The organism is Rhizobium favelukesii, assembly GCF_000577275.2.
In the GTDB taxonomy this organism is placed as follows: Bacteria; Pseudomonadota; Alphaproteobacteria; order Rhizobiales; family Rhizobiaceae; genus Rhizobium; species Rhizobium favelukesii.
This window is the reverse complement of the sequence record NZ_HG916852.1, coordinates 1,268,165-1,283,686: the sequence shown is the minus strand read 5'-3', so window position 1 is coordinate 1,283,686 and position 15,522 is coordinate 1,268,165. Positions and strand designations below refer to the sequence as shown.

Sequence of the window (15,522 nt, the reverse complement as noted above, 5' to 3'; positions counted from 1 at the left end):
AGGCACGTATGCATGTGAGGGGACGCTGCACTGCAGAAAACGCACTCGACCTCCAGCAGCTATCGTTGATAGATGGGCCGTGGGGCATCGCCTCCATCTCCCTTCATGTCCCGGCCTACCGGTCACTGCTCTCGCCCCCGTCCCGTACGTCAAGCATCGAATGCCAAGGAGTGCCTCTTGAGCCAGGTCGCCGTAAACGATTCCATCGACACAAGCTCTGTGGTCGAAGCCCCATCGCCGATGGCGATTGCGCTCGTGCAGCTGGCGCTTGCCTGCGGCGGCTTTGGCATTGGCACCGGCGAGTTCGCGATCATGGGTCTTCTGCCCAATGTGGCCGATACGTTCTCGGTCACAACTCCGCAGGCAGGCTACGTAATCAGCGCCTATGCACTCGGCGTCGTTGTCGGCGCACCCATCATTGCGGTGCTTGCCGCAAAGATGGCGCGCCGCTCGCTGCTCCTGCTCGTCATGGGCATCTTTGCCATCGGCAACATCTTGAGCGCGATGGCGCCAACCTTCGAGAGCTTCACTGCGATGCGCTTCATAACGGGCCTGCCGCATGGAGCCTACTTCGGTGTCGCCGCAATCGTCGCTGCATCCATGGTGCCGATGCACAAACGCGCTCGCGCCGTCGGCCGCGTCATGCTCGGGTTGACGGTCGCGACTTTGCTCGGGACGCCGCTCGCCACCGTTTTCGGGCAGTCGCTCAACTGGCGCCTTGCCTTTACGATCGTCGGCATCATCGGCCTTCTGACGGTTGCTCTGATCTGGTATTACGTGCCCCGCGACCGTGTTGCCGAGGGTGCAAGCTTCAGGCGGGAGCTTGGCGCCTTCAAGCGCCCACAAGTGCTCCTGACGCTTGCGACGGCATCCGTTGGCTTCGGCGGCATGTTTGCCATGTTCAGCTATATCGCGCCAACCACGACGCAGGTGGCGATGCTGCCGGACAGCATGGTCGCCGTGATGCTGATCATCTTCGGCATCGGCATGAACGTCGGCAATGTCGTCGGCTCCTGGTTCGCCGACAAGTCGCTGATGGGAACGATCGGCGGCTCCCTTGTCTTCAACATCGTGGTGCTGACGATGTTCTCCCTGACGGCCGCCAATCCCTTCATGCTGGCCCTTTGTGTATTCTGCATCGGTTGCGGCTTTGCCGCGGGTCCCGCAGTCCAGACCCGTCTCATGGATGTCGCCGCCGATGCGCAGACACTGGCTGCCGCGTCGCACCATTCCGCCTTCAATATCGCGAACGCGCTTGGTGCCTGGCTCGGTGGCCTGGTCATTGCACAAGGCTACGGCTTCGCCGCCACCGGCTACGTCGGCGCGATCCTGTCGTTCATCGGTATCTTTGTGTTTGCGGCGTCCCTAGGCCTCGATCGCCGGAGCGCCTGAGGCGGCCGAGACGTCGCGAAGGTGGCGCCCCTCCGGGAGGCAGAAGACATTCTCCTCCCCCCAGGCGGCGAGCGCATTGATCACAGGCTTCAGCGTTGTGCCGAGCGGCGTCAACGCATAATCGACACGCGGCGGCACAACAGGGAAGACCGTCCGCGAGACGAGGCCCGATTCCTCCAGCTCACGCAGCTGCTTCGTCAGCATCCGTTGCGTCACGGAGGGCAGCTTGCGACGCAGTTCGTTGAAGCGCAGCGTCCCACCCATCAGATGGAATAGGATCACGCCCTTCCATTTTCCGTCCAGGAAACTCAACGTCGCTTCGACGGGGCAACCCGGAAAGTTGCGGGTCAGCTTGGCACGAGGGAGCGACATTTGACGGTATCCTTTTTGGTGCTACGTACAGAATTTGTGCATTCTTGTGCTTGTCGAGCATAAGACGCATCTAGCCTCTGTGCAAACGAACACAGGAGTTTCCCATGCGCGCCGTCGCCTACAAGGTTCCTCAGCCCATCTCCGCCGAAACGTCCCTGATCGACGTCGATCTGCCGATCCCGGAAGCGAAGGGTCATGACTTGCTGGTCGAGATCAAGGCGGTATCCGTCAATCCGGTCGACGTGAAGGTGCGCGCTGGCGTTGCGCCTGCTGCTGATGAATTCAAAGTGCTCGGATGGGACGCCGCCGGTGTCGTCAGGGCGGTCGGCCCGGAGGTCACGCTCTTCAAAGCCGGCGATGAAGTCTTCTACTCCGGCGTGATCAATCGCCCCGGTTCCAATGCCGAATTCCACCTCGTCGACGAGCGGATCGTTGGACGCAAACCGAAGACGCTCGACTTCGCCTCAGCTGCGGCCTTGCCTTTGACGTCGATCACGGCTTACGAGGCGCTTTTTGACCGGCTGAGAGTACAAGATCCCGTTCCGGGGGCCGCACCGGCAATCCTTATAATCGGCGGCGCTGGAGGCGTCGGATCGGTCGCGATCCAGATCGCACGTGCGCTCACGGACCTGATTGTCATTGCAACGGCATCCCGGCCCGAAACGAGCGAATGGATCAAGCAGCTTGGCGCCCATCATGTCGTCGACCATTCACAGCCGATCGCAGCGCAGGTGGCGGCCCTCGGCCTTGGCCACCCGGGCTTCGTCTTCTCGACGACCAATACCGATCAGCACATCAAGGAGATCGTTGAGGCGATTGCGCCGCAGGGCCGCTTCGCGCTGATCGACGATCCGAAGCCGCTCGACATCGTGCCGTTCAAGCGCAAGGCCGCGTCCATCCATTGGGAGCTGATGTTCACGCGACCGCTCTTTGGCACGCCCGACATGATCGAACAGCACAAGCTGCTCAACAAGCTTGCCGAACTCGTCGATGCCGGAGAGATCCGCACGACGCTCAGCGAGACGCTGGGCACGATCAACGCTGCCAATCTGAAGAAGGCGCACGTGATGATCGAAAGCGGGCGGACGAAAGGAAAGCTGGTTTTGGAGGGCTTCTAACACCTCCCGCGATTCAAACAAAAGCTGCTCGAACGAAATGCCGCGTCGGAAGGTGCGGCATTCTGGCACCAAGAGCTTCAAGCGCTTGACTTTTCTGCCAATTGAGACCACCTACAGCCATACGCGGATTACGTCCGTTTTCCGCGGATATCAACGGAGCCATCATCACGATGCCAAGCGACAGTAGCAGTCGATTGCCTTTGCCGTACGCGGCCCTCGTGCGCTGACCGACTCCTGTCGGGCTCGCCCGTCGGACGCTACGGCGGATCGACGGAAAGGCGAGCCTATGAACATCAATCGCTTCCCACTGCGGGCGGGCCATGCCGCTCGTTTCTTCAGCAACGACCACCTCGGTGCCATCACCACGGCCGAGCGCGTCGAACGGCTGAACGCACTTGAAATCCCCGAAGCTGCAGCAATCCTGGTAACGCTGCCGCAGCAGAAGGCTGTCCGTATTCTCGGCCGCCCTGAGCTGCACAATGCCGCAGCCATCATCGCTGAAATGCCGGTCGAGGCCGGCGCACGCCTGCTGAACGCCACGGCGAACGACCGCGTTGCGGACCTCTTTCAGGAAATGAACGAAGAGGCCCGCGCGCACCTGTTCTCGCGGCTTGACCGTACTACCTGCCTCGCCGTCCAGCACCTGATGGGCTATCCGCCCCGCACGGCCGGCAGCATCATGACGACGGAGTTCGTCAGCGTGCCCGACACCTGGACGGTCGAGCAAACGCTGGAGCACGTGCGTAAGGTCGAGCGTTCCCGCGAGACGGTGTATGCCATCTATGTTCTCGACGCGGTGAGCCACGTTCTGACGAGCGTCGTTACGCTGCGTCGTCTGATCACCGGCGATCCCGGCCAATCCGTTCTCACGGTTGCGCAGAAGGAAGGGGTTGTGCGTGCCGATCCGCTGATGACGCAGGAAGATGTCGCCCGGCTGATCCGCAAGCACAATCTGCTGGCCCTGCCTGTCGTCAGCGAGGACGGCCACATGCTCGGCATCGTCACGGTCGATGACGTTATAGACACGATGATTGCCGACCAGACCGAAGACGCCCATAAGTTCGGCGGTATGGAAGCACTCGGCAAGCCGTATATGAAGATCGGCTTTGCCGGCATGATCCGCAAGCGTGCAGGCTGGCTCTGCGCCCTCTTCCTCGGCGAAATGCTGACGGCAAGCGCCATGCAGCATTTCGAAGGCGAGTTGGAAAAGGCGATCGTGCTGACGCTGTTCGTGCCGCTGATCATGAGCTCGGGCGGCAATAGCGGTTCGCAGGCAACGTCGCTGATCATCCGGGCGCTGGCGCTCGGTGAACTCAAGCTCTCCGACTGGTGGCGTGTTCTTTTGCGTGAATTGCCGACGGGCATAGTGCTGGGCTCGATCCTCGGCCTCGTCGGCTTCGCCCGCATCGCGCTCTGGCAGAATATTGGGCTCTTTGACTACGGTGAGCACTGGGTCTTGGTCGGTTTCACGATCTTTACCGCGCTGATCGGCATCGTGACCTTTGGTTCGATCTCCGGCTCAATGCTGCCTTTCATCCTGCAAAAGCTGCGGCTCGATCCGGCCAGTGCTTCCGCGCCGTTCGTCGCAACTCTTGTCGACGTGAGCGGACTGGTGATCTACTTCTCGGTCGCGGTGCTGATCCTCAGCGGGACGCTACTCTAAGCATGAAAACGGGGCCTGATCGGCCCTGTTTTTATTTCGGCCCAGGCAGCTTCAAAGCGCCATGGGTTTTCATGCTGCGGATGGCGAAGTTCGAGCGGATATCGCTGACATTCGGCAAGGTCAGCAATGTGTCCGTCAGCAGCCGCTCATAGGCAGCAAGGTCCTCGACCACGACCTCGGCCAGGAAGTCCGCCGTTCCGGATATCAGGAAACACGAGACCACCTCGGGAATGGCGAGCAACGCCGCCTCCTGCGCTTGCGCGTTCTCGCGGCTGTGATGGGCGACCTTGAGTTCGACAAAAACAGTCAAGCCGAGACCGACTTCCTTGCGGTCGATGTCGGCGCGGTAGCCGCGGATGACGCCGGTCTTTTCGAGGTTGCGGATTCGACGCAGGCAGGGCGACGGCGACAGATTGACCTTCTGGGCGATCTCCACGTTGGTTGCGCGCGCATCCTCCTGCAGGCATTTCAATATCGCCAGATCGAAATTATCCAGCTTTGGCACTATCTGTAAAATCCTCTTATCATTTTGGCAGATGATTGCTCATACCAGCATTTTGATGGCATGGATAGCAAGGACATGCCTTGCCGTTTCCGCCTATTCTTCTCTCAACCGGACAGCCTCCGGGACGATCATGAGAGGAGAGATCGATGAGCGTCCTTGCCTTCACAAACAATCAAAAGTCCACTTCGACATCTGTTGGATATGCAGGTGCCGTCGTCACGGTCCTGATCTGGGCGGCGTGGATCTTGGCGACCCGCCACAGTGCGGCGACGCAGCTTGGAACAATCGATATCGGCCTGATCCGTTACGGCATTCCAGCCCTCGTGCTGGCGCCCGTCTGGCTGAAGACCGGCTTGCTGCCGAAGGGCGTGCCGCTTGGTCTGCTCGCGACAATGGTCGCCGGTGCAGGAGCCGTCTTCTTCCAGCTGACCACATCGGCGATTCATTCGACCCCTGCATCTGCGGCCGGCATCCTGCTCGGCGGTTCGATGCCGCTCGCCGCGGCCCTCATCGGCATCTTCGTTTTCCGTGAACGACCGGACTTCATACGGCTGCTCGGCTTGGCAGCGATTGTCACGGGCGTCGGCATCTTGCTTGTCCGCAGCCTTGCCGGTGCAGCCTTGCCCTGGAGCAGCTTCGTCCTGCTGCCGATGGGGGCAATTCTGTGGGCAAGCTACACGCACGCCTTCCGTCGCTCGGGCTTGACCGCCGTGCAGGCCAGCGCGCTGATCGCCATCTGGTCATGCCTGATCCATGTTGGCCTTGCCATCGTCTTCGGCACCTCGATTACCAGCGCACCGCTTGCCGAAGTCGGCCTGCAGATGTTGAGCCAAGGCATCCTTTCCGGCCTTGCCGCGACTGTCGCCTATGGCCTTGCCGTGCATGCGCTGGGCGGGACGCAGGCTGCCGCCTTCACGGCGATCACGCCGGTGCTGGCGACCATCGGCGGCGGCGTGCTGCTTGGGGAGGAGATCGGGATTGCGGAGATTGCTGCCGCTGTCGTCACCGGGATTGGCGTTGCCCTTTCGACCGGCATTGCATCGCGCAGGTAGTGTCGCAAAGCACCCTTCGAGCCGGTGGTCACTCCGCCGGCTCGTTCCTTTGAACGCTACGCCTCTCCAAAGGCGAGCACCATCGCGATCCGTCGATCAGGATCCATCCCGGTATCGATCTCATAGTCCAGCTTCTTCTGCAGAAACTGCGGCATTGCCTCGGATTCCGGCTCCATAAAGCCCAGAGAAGCATAGAATGGCGCATTGAAGGGCACATCGCGATCGGTCGTCAGCGTCACCCCTGAGAAACCGCCCGCACGGGCCATTTCGATCACTGCCAGCATCAAGCGCCGTCCGGTTCCTCTGCGCTGCCAAGCCTGGCAAACATCGAACTCGATCACGTAAAGCGAGCTTTCAATATCCTCAGCCGCGAGAAAGGCGATCGATTGATCCTCGTCATCGGTGGCCACAAGCAGGAGGCCCGCATCGAGCGATCGCTGCAAGACATCACGCGGCAATGTGTGCGGTTCCCGCACGACGCCGAGCGCCTCCGCCAATGTTGCGAAGGCATCTATTTCGATCTCGTTCAGACGCGGCAATTCGTCGAGACGTGCCTGACGTATGATGCAGGCTGGCGTCTCGCTCATGCCTGCTCCTCACATATTCGGATAGACCGGCCCCTCGCCGCCCTGCGGCGGCACCCAGTTGATGTTCTGGTTCGGGTCCTTGATGTCGCAGGTCTTGCAGTGGACGCAGTTCTGGGCGTTGATGACGAAGGTCTCCTTGCCATCCTTCTCCACCCATTCGTAGACGCCGGCCGGACAGTAGCGGGTCGAGGGACCGGCATAGATGTCGTGCTCGGACGATACCTGCAGCGCCATGTCCTTCACCTGGAGGTGCACCGGCTGGTCTTCCTCATGGTTGGTGTTCGACAGGAACACTGAGGACAGACGGTCGAAGGTCAAAACGCCATCGGGCTTCGGATAGGTGATCGGCTTGTGCTTGGAGGCCGGTTCCAGCGACGCCGCATCGGTCTTGCCGTGCTTCAGCGTGCCGAACATCGAAAGGCCGAAGAGCTGGTTCGTCCACATGTCGAGACCGCCGAGCGCCACGCCGATCGCGGTGCCGAACTTCGACCACAGCGGCTTGACGTTGCGCACCCTCTTCAGGTCCTTGCCGATGTCGCTTGAGCGCCAGTCGGTCTCGATCTCGACGACCTCGTCATTGGCGCGGCCCGCCGCGATCGCCGCAGCGATCCGGTCCGCCGCCAGCATGCCCGACAGCATCGCATTGTGGCTGCCCTTGATGCGCGGCACGTTAACGAAGCCGGCCGAACAGCCGATCAAAGCGCCGCCGGGGAAGGAAAGCTTCGGCACCGACTGGTAGCCGCCCTCGGTGATGGCGCGTGCCCCATAGGACAGCCGCTTAGCCCCCTCGAAGGTTCCACGGATCGCCGGATGCGTCTTGAAGCGCTGGAATTCCTCGAACGGATAGAGATAGGGGTTCTTGTAGTTCAGGTGGACGACGAAGCCGACGGCAACGAGGTTGTCTTCCAGGTGATAGAGGAAGGAGCCGCCGCCGGTCTTCATGCCGAGCGGCCAGCCGAAGGAGTGCTGCACGAGGCCCTGTTTGTGGTGTTCGGGCTTGACCTGCCAGAGTTCCTTGATGCCGATGCCGAACTTCTGCGGTTCGCGATCCTTCGACAGATCGAATTTGGCAATCAGCTGCTTGGCGAGCGAGCCGCGCACGCCTTCGCCGATCAGCACATACTTGCCTGTTAATTCCATGCCGCGGGTGTAGTTCGGACCGGGCTCGCCGGTCTTCTCGATGCCCATGTCGCCGGTGGCGACACCAATGACGGCACCCGCATCGTTGTAGAGCACTTCGGTTGCGGCAAAGCCCGGATAGATCTCGACACCGAGTTCTTCCGCCTTGGTGGCGAGCCAGCGACAGACATTGCCAAGCGAAACGATATAATTGCCATGATTGCTCATCAGCGGCGGCATCAGGATGTTCGGCAAGCGCACCGAACCGGCCGGACCGAGCACCAGGAAGTGGTCGTCCGTCACCTCCGTCTTGAACGGATGGTCGGCCTCGTCGCGCCAGCCGGGCAGCAGACGGTCGATGCCGATGGGATCGACGACGGCCCCCGACAGGATATGCGCGCCGACTTCGGCCCCCTTCTCGAGCACGACGACCGACAGCTCCGCATTGACCTGCTTCAGACGGATCGCAGCGGAAAGCCCCGCAGGACCGCCACCGACGATCACCACGTCGAATTCCATGCTCTCGCGCTCGGGCAGTTCATTCGTATCAGTCATGCATCCATCTCCGCTCGGCCGACATTGCTGCCACATTCCCCCGTAATGGGATTATCTCTTGGCAAAACAGGGAGCCATTGTCGAGCCGGGAAACGACAGCCAATCCCCCAATTCGCGCAACGGCATTTCTGGCCTCAAAGAATTATATGCAGTTTACGTAAACGTCAAATAGCAAAATGGCCGTCCGCCACTTTCATCGGCTTTTGCACCACCATATAGAGAGATGGACAACTGGAGGAATATGGCATGGATCTTGGCATCAAAGGCAAGCGCGCACTCGTCTTGGCGTCATCGCGCGGATTGGGTCACGGCATCGCGGTGGCTTTGGCGCGTGAGGGCGCACATGTTCTTCTCTGCGGGCGCAGCGGCGAGACGCTGGAGGCAAACTGTCGCGCGATCAATGCCGAGGGGAAAGGTAAGGCGGATTGGATCTGGGCCGATCTTTCCGATGAGACTTTCGTGGAAATAGTGGCCGCCGCGGTGCGCGACAAGTTCGGCGGCATCGATATTCTGGTCAACAATACCGGCGGCCCGACGCCGGGAACGACGCAGGACATGACGCCCGAGAAGCTCGAGGCCTATTTCTTCTCTATGGTCCTGCGGGTCATTGCGCTCACCAATGCACTGTTGCCATCCATGAAGGAACAAGGCTGGGGGCGCATTCTCACCGTCGCATCATCGGGCGTTATCGAACCCATTGCCAATCTTGCCCTTTCAAACACCCTGCGCCCTGCCCTCGCTGGTTGGAGCAAGACGCTGGCAACGGAGATCGGGCGCTTTGGAATCACCTCGAACCTGCTGCTTCCCGGGAGCATCCTGACTGGCCGGCTTGACGATCTCGATGGCGCCACAGCCAAGCGCACCGGCAAAAGCCTCGATGACATCCGCACGGCAAAGGAAGCGGCGATTCCCGTCGGTCGCTACGGAACGGTGGAAGAGTTCGCAGCAACGGCTGCCTTTCTTTGCAGCCAGCCGGCGAGCTACATTACCGGCAGCCTTGTGCGCTGCGATGGCGGCGCGGCGCGATCCGTCTGATTGCAAAAGGGAAATTGCGAAAATGTGTGCGGCCGAACCTTGGTGATGCCTACGAACGGTCATATCAGCACATTCTTTCATTACAGAAATTTAAGCTATTATAACCACTTAGTGATGGACGGTTGGGAAATTGTGTCTTTTTTGCGCCGTAATAAGCGTGGTTCAATAGAGCCTGGATTTACGCGCAATTTGCCCCAACCCGGTCTCGCTCATGAAGAAATTTTTGGTCACGGTCTGCATCATCGCTGCTGCCAGCGTTAGCGCATGGCAATATAGGGAACGCATCCCTTATCTTTCGCAATTTTTACCCAAGACGCCGCAGCAGGCTGATGCCGCCGACGGCAGTCACCCAACGGCCGGCGATGCATCCCAGAAATCCGGTGATCAGAAGGGCAGCAGCAAGGGCCGGAACCGCAATGGCGGACCGACGCTGGTAAAGACTGTCGCTGCGGTGAAGACCACCCTGCCCCGAGACGTCACGGCTTCGGGCTGGGCGGACGCGGACGCGGACGACAACACGACGATCGCGGCCCAGGAACAGGGGATCGTTACCAAAATCCTCGCGTCGGACGGCGCCACCGTAAAACAGGGAGACCTCATCGCCGAGCTTGATGCCCGCACGGCGCAAGCAACGGTCGACAAGGACAGCGCCATGGTCGTCCGCGACAAGGCCACCCTGTCAGAGGCCGAAACTGCACTGGCACGTGCCAACGACTTGCTGAGCTCAAAGGCCGGCACAAAGCAAAGCTATGATCAGGCAAAGGCAGCGCGCGACACAGCATCGGCCACGGTTGAAGCAGACAAGGCGGCGCTCGCTGCCGATCAGGTCCTGCTCGAACATACCGATATCCGCGCGCCCTTCGACGGACGCCTTGGTGATATTGCCGTCAGCCCCGGAGCTTTTCTGAATGCCGGCTCGGCGATCGTAACGATCGCAAAATACGATCCGATCTATGTGAAGTTCCACCTGCAAGAGCGTGACTTGCGGCAGTTGAAGCTTGCACTCGCCGCAGGACCAGTGGACGTCAGCACCGTTCCCCAATCGGACAAGGGCAAGCCCCGCCAGGGTCACATCAGCTTCTACGATAACACCGTTGATCCGGCGTCCGGCACCATCCTTGCGAAGGCGAAGTTTGAGAACGCGTCCGGCGCCCTCTGGCCCGGCCAATCGGTCAACATCGTCGTCCACTTCAACAACAATGAGCAGCAGGTTGTAGTCCCGACCGTCGCGGTCAGTCCGGGCGCCGACGGCTTCTTCGCCTTTGTAGTGCGCGACGGCAAGTCTCAGCTGACGCCGGTGACGGTGGCACGAGCAAACGGTGGCTTCAGCGCCATTACGAAGGGCCTCTCCGAGGGCGATCACGTCATCATCGAGGGACAGGCACAACTTGTCGACCAGCAGCCGGTGAAGGAGCAGTTTGACGATAAGGCATTGAACGTTGCCTCCGCGGACCACACCGCAAACAAGACCGAAATCCTCACAGCGGGCACGGAAGAATGATACCGAATTTCTGTATCCGACGTCCTGTCGCGACGACGCTGCTTGCCATCGGCGTCGTGCTTGCCGGCCTTGCGGGCTATCAGCTGGTACCGGTGGCAGCCCTGCCGCAGGTGGACTTCCCGACGATCAACGTCTCGGCCGCCCTGACCGGTGCCTCGCCGCAGACAATGGCGACCTCGGTGGCGACGCCGCTGATCAAGCAGTTCCAGACAATTCCCGGAATCAGCGAGATCAGCGCCACAAACTCGCTCGGCAATGCGAGCATCGTCCTGCAGTTCGACCTCAACCGTGACATCGACGCCGCAGCCGCCGACGTTCAGGCGGCGATCTCGCATGCGACGCGTCAGTTGCCGGACAACATGACGACGCCGCCGAGCTACCGAAAAACAAATCCTGCCGACGCACCCGTTATGTTGCTTGCCGTGCAGAGCGATACCATGCCCCGCAGCAAGCTCGATGAGATTGCCGAGGACATCATCTCGCCGTCGCTTTCGACGCTTCCCGGTGTCGCGGAGGTTTCGGTATTCGGCGCGCAGACCTACGCGGTGCGGGTCGAGGTCGACCCCAACAAGCTTCTCAACCGCGGCATCGGCATCGACACGGTCAACCAGGCGCTGGCTGCGGCCAACAGCCAAGTTCCGGTCGGCTCTCTGCAGAACGACACGCAGAGCATGACGATCAATGCCAATACCCAGCGTACCAATGCCGGCGAATTCCGGACACTGGTGATCGCCAACCCGAATGGCGCGCCGATCCATCTCGGCGATGTTGCTGATGTGCAAGATAGCGTCGAGAATCTTTATACAGGCAGTTGGTACGACGGCAATCGCGGCATCATCCTCGCCATTCAGCGTCAGCCCGATGCGAACACCGTTGAGGTGGTCGATGCGATCAACGCGAAGCTGCCGGGGCTGCACGCGGAGATTCCGGCGTCGGTATCGACGAAGGTCATGAACGATTCGGCCAAGCCGATCCGCGATGCCATCAGCGACGTGAAGTTCACGCTGTTCCTGACGATCGGCCTCGTCGTCTTGGTCATCTACCTCTTTACCGGCCATCTGACGGCGACGATCATTCCCGGGCTCGCGGTGCCGCTGTCGCTGATCTCCACCTTCGGCATGATGTACGCGCTGGGATACAGTATCGACAACATCTCGCTGCTTGGCCTGACACTTGCGGTCGGCCTCGTCGTCGATGACGCGATCGTCATGCTGGAAAACATTCTCCGGCATGTCGAGGAAGGCATGCCGGTTCTCGATGCAGCGATCAAGGGTGCCGGCGAAGTGAGCTACACGATCATTTCGATGTCGGTGTCGCTGATCGCGGTGTTCATTCCGATCCTGTTGATGGGTGGCGTGGTCGGCCGCATCTTCAACGAGTTCGGCATGGTCGTTGCGATTGCAATCGTGGCCTCCGCAATCGTGTCGCTCACGGTAACCCCCATGCTCGCGTCCCGTCTCGGCAGCGGCCACGAGCGCCCGCCGTTCTTTATCCGCTGGTTCGACGCCGGCTTCGAACGAACGGTCCGGGGGTACGAGAAATCGGTCGGCTGGTGCTTGAAGCATCGCCCAACGGTTCTTGCGGTGTTCCTGGCGTCTGTCGGATTGACCATCTATCTGTTCATGACGCTGCCGGCGAGCTTCTTCCCCACGGAGGATATCGGTCGCCTGAACATCTCGACGCGCGCTCGTCAGGATATCTCCTATCCGGCGATGCAGGCGCTGCAGAACCAGGCGGCGGAACTCGTGAAGCAAAACCCTGCCGTCAACCACGTCATGTCGATCGTTGGCGGCAATGCGCGCAGCCCGCTCAACAATGGCACGATGTATGTCGAATTGAAGGACAAGGATCAGCGCCCACCGCTTGACCAGACGTTGAGGGAGTTGCGGGCGAGCATCAGCAAGATCCCCGGATTGCAGGCCTATATTACGCCCCAGCAAAGCCTCCGCTTCGGCGGCCGCCAGACTGCGAGCCAATACCAACTCGTCGTCCAGGCGCTGAGCGCCGATCAGACGAACCTTTGGGCAAACAAGATTCAGCAGGCGATGCGGGCCGACCCGCGCTTCACCGACGTCACTTCCGACGCCCAAAACAACGCGTTGCAGGCCAATATCGTCGTCGATACGGAGAAGGCCGCGGCCTTCGGCATTACCGACGGACAGCTGCGGACGACCCTGCAGGAAGCCTTTGGGGGATATACGGCTGCGCAGATCCAGTCGACTGGCGACAGCTACGATGTGATCGTGGAATACGACACCAGCAAGCCATGGGACGATCAGAGGCTTCAGGAAATCCGCGTCGCGTCCAACAGTGGCGCCCTGGTTCCCCTGTCCAACTTTGCGACCGTTCAGCGCACGACCGGCCCGGTGACCATCAACCAGACCGGCCAGCTTGTCTCGACGACGGTTTCCTTCAACCTGCCTGCAGGCGAGGCGCTTGGTGACGCCACAGCGGCAATCGATCAAATCAAGAAAGACATCGACATGCCCGCGGACGTCTTCACGTCCTACGGCGGCACTGCGCAGATATTCGAGCAGTCTCAGGGCAACACCCCGCTCCTGATCCTGGCAGCCGTGCTGACGATCTACGTCGTGCTGGGTGTGCTCTACGAGAGCTTCATCCACCCATTGACGATTCTCTCCGGCTTGCCGGCCGCAGCACTGGGCGCGTTGCTGGCGCTGAAAGTGATGGGCTTCGACCTTTCTATCATCGCCCTCATCGGCCTGCTCATGCTGATCGGCATCGTCAAGAAGAACGCGATCATGATGATCGACGTAGCGCTGGAGAACCTGCGCTCCGGCAATGGCATGTCGCCATCGGAAGCGATCCACGAAGCCTGCGTCCGACGTTTCCGCCCGATCATGATGACGACCTTCTGCGCCCTCCTCGGTGCGCTTCCGATCGCTCTTGGGACTGGGGCAAGCTCGGAACTTCGCCAGCCGCTCGGCATTGCCGTCGTCGGCGGTCTTGTCGTTTCGCAAGCGCTGACACTGTTCATCACCCCGGTGATTTTCGTCGAGATGGGTAGGCTCAGCGATTGGCTCCTCAGCTTTGGACGCAGGAAGAAAGCCGAGGACAACGAGCAAGTGCCTCAGGCAATGGCAGCCGAATGAAAGACAAACGGGCGCCAATGGCGCCCGCTGCATTTTTCGCTCCAAGTCTTGAATAACGACGGCCTCTGTGGCATCACGCGCCCTCGTTGAAATCGGGCGCGTCGTTGCGCGCCTTTGCGGAGCCTGCCTCCGTTCCCAAAAAACAATCGGCATGATGAGGTGCGAGCATGGCTCAGGCGCTGGGATTCGACTTCGGCACAACCAACACAGTTTTGGCGACGGCGGACGGGCAGACGACGCATTCGATGGCCTTCACGAGCGCAGCCGGCGGCGCCGACAGCATGCGCACTGCATTGTCCTTCATGAAGGATCCGCAACTCGGCGCCTCCGCCTTGAAGGTCGAGGCCGGCCACGCCGCGATCCGGCAGTTCATCGACAATCCGGGCGATTGTCGGTTCCTGCAATCGATCAAGACCTTTGCGGCAAGCGCTCTGTTCCAGGGCACACTCATTTACGCAAAGCGTCACAGTTTCGAGGATCTGATGGAGGTCTTCATTCGGCGCCTGCGCAACTACGCCGGTGACAACTGGCCGTCTGATGTCAAGCGCATCGTTACCGGCCGCCCGGTGCATTTTGCCGGCGCGAACCCCGAACCGGTTCTGGCGACAGAGCGCTACAACGAGGCGCTTTCTCGCTTCGGCTTTCCCGAGGTTCACTATGTCTACGAACCCGTGGCGGCGGCATTCTACTTTGCGCAGAATCTGAAGTCGGACGCCACTGTGCTTGTCGCCGACTTCGGTGGTGGTACGACCGACTATTCGCTCATCCGCTTCGAAACGGTCGGCGGAAAACTGACAGCAACCCCGATCGGTCATTCGGGCGTGGGAATTGCCGGCGACCACTTCGACTATCGCATGATCGACAACATCGTGGCCCCGCAGATCGGCAAGGGGAGCCATTTCAAGAGTTTCGACAAGATCCTTGAAGTCCCGACGAACTACTATTCGAGCTTCGGCCGCTGGAATCAGCTCTCCATCTTCAAGACATCGCGCGAGTTCGAGGATCTCAAAAAGCTCGTACGTGTGGCACTCGAACCCGAGAAGCTTGAGACATTCATCGATCTGGTCGATCACGACGAGGGTTATCCACTCTATCAGGCCGTATCGGCCACGAAAATGGCGCTCTCCGCGGCCGACGAGGCTGCCTTCGACTTTGCCCCCCTCGGTCGCGGTGGCCACCGGACAATCCGCCGGGCCGATTTCGAAACCTGGATTGCAGATGACCTCGCGCGAATCGAAACGGCGCTTGATGAGGTGCTGGAAAAGACAAACACGACATCAGACATGATCGATAAGGTGTTCCTCACGGGAGGCACGTCGTTTGTCCCGGCTGTGCGTCGAATCTTTACCGAACGCTTCGACAAGGACCGCATCGAGACAGGCGGCGAGCTCCTTTCCATCGCGCACGGCTTGGCTCTGATCGGCGAGCGCGAGGACATCACGCAATGGACGGTGCAATAGGTCGTCGTGCGGCCACCGCGCTCTTTCTTTGACGTCGCGGCTTCGCTAAA

At 60.6% G+C, this 15,522-nt stretch carries 12 protein-coding genes; 8 read left to right on the top strand and 4 right to left on the bottom strand.

The window, feature by feature from the left end:
• Positions 1-177 precede the first annotated feature (177 nt).
• A complete protein-coding gene (locus tag LPU83_RS44685) occupies positions 178-1,392 on the top strand; it encodes an MFS transporter (protein ID WP_024313735.1) in 1,215 nt (404 codons plus the stop codon).
• Here LPU83_RS44685 and LPU83_RS44680 read toward each other — a convergent pair.
• Entirely contained in the window at positions 1,366-1,764 is a 399-nt protein-coding gene (locus LPU83_RS44680; RefSeq protein ID WP_024313736.1) for a winged helix-turn-helix transcriptional regulator, read from the bottom strand. The genes LPU83_RS44685 and LPU83_RS44680 overlap by 27 nt on opposite strands.
• Positions 1,765-1,868: 104 nt before the next feature.
• Between LPU83_RS44680 and LPU83_RS44675 the strand changes: the two genes are divergently transcribed.
• On the top strand, positions 1,869-2,882 hold the full coding sequence (locus LPU83_RS44675; RefSeq protein ID WP_024313737.1) for a zinc-binding alcohol dehydrogenase family protein: 1,014 nt from the start codon (positions 1,869-1,871) through the stop codon (positions 2,880-2,882).
• A gap of 286 nt (positions 2,883-3,168) precedes the next feature.
• A complete protein-coding gene (gene mgtE, locus LPU83_RS44670; protein WP_024313738.1) occupies positions 3,169-4,545 on the top strand; it encodes a magnesium transporter in 1,377 nt (458 codons plus the stop codon).
• A 31-nt stretch (positions 4,546-4,576) separates the two neighbouring features.
• On the opposite strand, the gene LPU83_RS44665 is transcribed toward mgtE, so the two are convergent.
• The gene (locus tag LPU83_RS44665; protein ID WP_024313739.1) at positions 4,577-5,050 is read right to left on the bottom strand and encodes an Lrp/AsnC family transcriptional regulator; all 474 of its coding nucleotides are present in this window, start codon (positions 5,048-5,050) and stop codon (positions 4,577-4,579) included.
• A 146-nt stretch (positions 5,051-5,196) separates the two neighbouring features.
• Here LPU83_RS44665 and LPU83_RS44660 point away from each other — a divergent pair, with 146 nt between their 5' ends.
• The gene (locus LPU83_RS44660; RefSeq protein WP_024313740.1) at positions 5,197-6,102 is read left to right on the top strand and encodes a DMT family transporter; all 906 of its coding nucleotides are present in this window, start codon (positions 5,197-5,199) and stop codon (positions 6,100-6,102) included.
• Between the two features lie 56 nt (positions 6,103-6,158).
• Here LPU83_RS44660 and LPU83_RS44655 read toward each other — a convergent pair whose 3' ends face one another.
• A complete protein-coding gene (locus tag LPU83_RS44655; RefSeq protein ID WP_024313741.1) occupies positions 6,159-6,689 on the bottom strand; it encodes a GNAT family N-acetyltransferase in 531 nt (176 codons plus the stop codon).
• Positions 6,690-6,698: 9 nt separating this feature from the next.
• A complete protein-coding gene (locus tag LPU83_RS44650; protein ID WP_024313742.1) occupies positions 6,699-8,363 on the bottom strand; it encodes an electron transfer flavoprotein-ubiquinone oxidoreductase in 1,665 nt (554 codons plus the stop codon).
• Between the two features lie 246 nt (positions 8,364-8,609).
• On the opposite strand from LPU83_RS44650, the gene LPU83_RS44645 reads away from it, so the two are divergent.
• The 4 genes from LPU83_RS44645 (at position 8,610) to LPU83_RS44630 (ending at position 15,472) form a co-directional block, all read left to right on the top strand.
• Positions 8,610-9,398: an SDR family oxidoreductase gene (locus LPU83_RS44645; protein WP_024313743.1), complete on the top strand. Its 789-nt coding sequence runs from the start codon at positions 8,610-8,612 to the stop codon at positions 9,396-9,398.
• Positions 9,399-9,609: 211 nt separating this feature from the next.
• Entirely contained in the window at positions 9,610-10,899 is a 1,290-nt protein-coding gene (locus LPU83_RS44640) for an efflux RND transporter periplasmic adaptor subunit (RefSeq protein ID WP_024313744.1), read from the top strand.
• Positions 10,896-14,012 (top strand): efflux RND transporter permease subunit, encoded by a 3,117-nt coding sequence (locus LPU83_RS44635; protein WP_024313745.1) that lies wholly within the window; start codon positions 10,896-10,898, stop codon positions 14,010-14,012. The genes LPU83_RS44640 and LPU83_RS44635 overlap by 4 nt, the downstream gene beginning before the upstream one ends.
• Before the next feature lie 167 nt (positions 14,013-14,179).
• Positions 14,180-15,472, top strand: coding sequence for an Hsp70 family protein (locus LPU83_RS44630; protein WP_024313746.1), 1,293 nt, complete (start codon positions 14,180-14,182; stop codon positions 15,470-15,472).
• Positions 15,473-15,522 lie beyond the last annotated feature (50 nt).

What these genes read in the sequence shown, in the direction of transcription:
- LPU83_RS44680 (WP_024313736.1), bottom strand. Translation starts at nt 1,764, where the DNA reads ATGTCGCTCCCTCGTGCCAAGCTGACCCGCAACTTTCCGGGTTGCCCC.
- LPU83_RS44675 (WP_024313737.1), top strand. Translation starts at nt 1,869, where the DNA reads ATGCGCGCCGTCGCCTACAAGGTTCCTCAGCCCATCTCCGCCGAAACG.
- mgtE (WP_024313738.1), top strand. Translation starts at nt 3,169, where the DNA reads ATGAACATCAATCGCTTCCCACTGCGGGCGGGCCATGCCGCTCGTTTC.
- LPU83_RS44660 (WP_024313740.1), top strand. Translation starts at nt 5,197, where the DNA reads ATGAGCGTCCTTGCCTTCACAAACAATCAAAAGTCCACTTCGACATCT.
- LPU83_RS44655 (WP_024313741.1), bottom strand. Translation starts at nt 6,689, where the DNA reads ATGAGCGAGACGCCAGCCTGCATCATACGTCAGGCACGTCTCGACGAA.
- LPU83_RS44650 (WP_024313742.1), bottom strand. Translation starts at nt 8,363, where the DNA reads ATGACTGATACGAATGAACTGCCCGAGCGCGAGAGCATGGAATTCGAC.
- LPU83_RS44645 (WP_024313743.1), top strand. Translation starts at nt 8,610, where the DNA reads ATGGATCTTGGCATCAAAGGCAAGCGCGCACTCGTCTTGGCGTCATCG.
- LPU83_RS44640 (WP_024313744.1), top strand. Translation starts at nt 9,610, where the DNA reads ATGAAGAAATTTTTGGTCACGGTCTGCATCATCGCTGCTGCCAGCGTT.
- LPU83_RS44635 (WP_024313745.1), top strand. Translation starts at nt 10,896, where the DNA reads ATGATACCGAATTTCTGTATCCGACGTCCTGTCGCGACGACGCTGCTT.
- LPU83_RS44630 (WP_024313746.1), top strand. Translation starts at nt 14,180, where the DNA reads ATGGCTCAGGCGCTGGGATTCGACTTCGGCACAACCAACACAGTTTTG.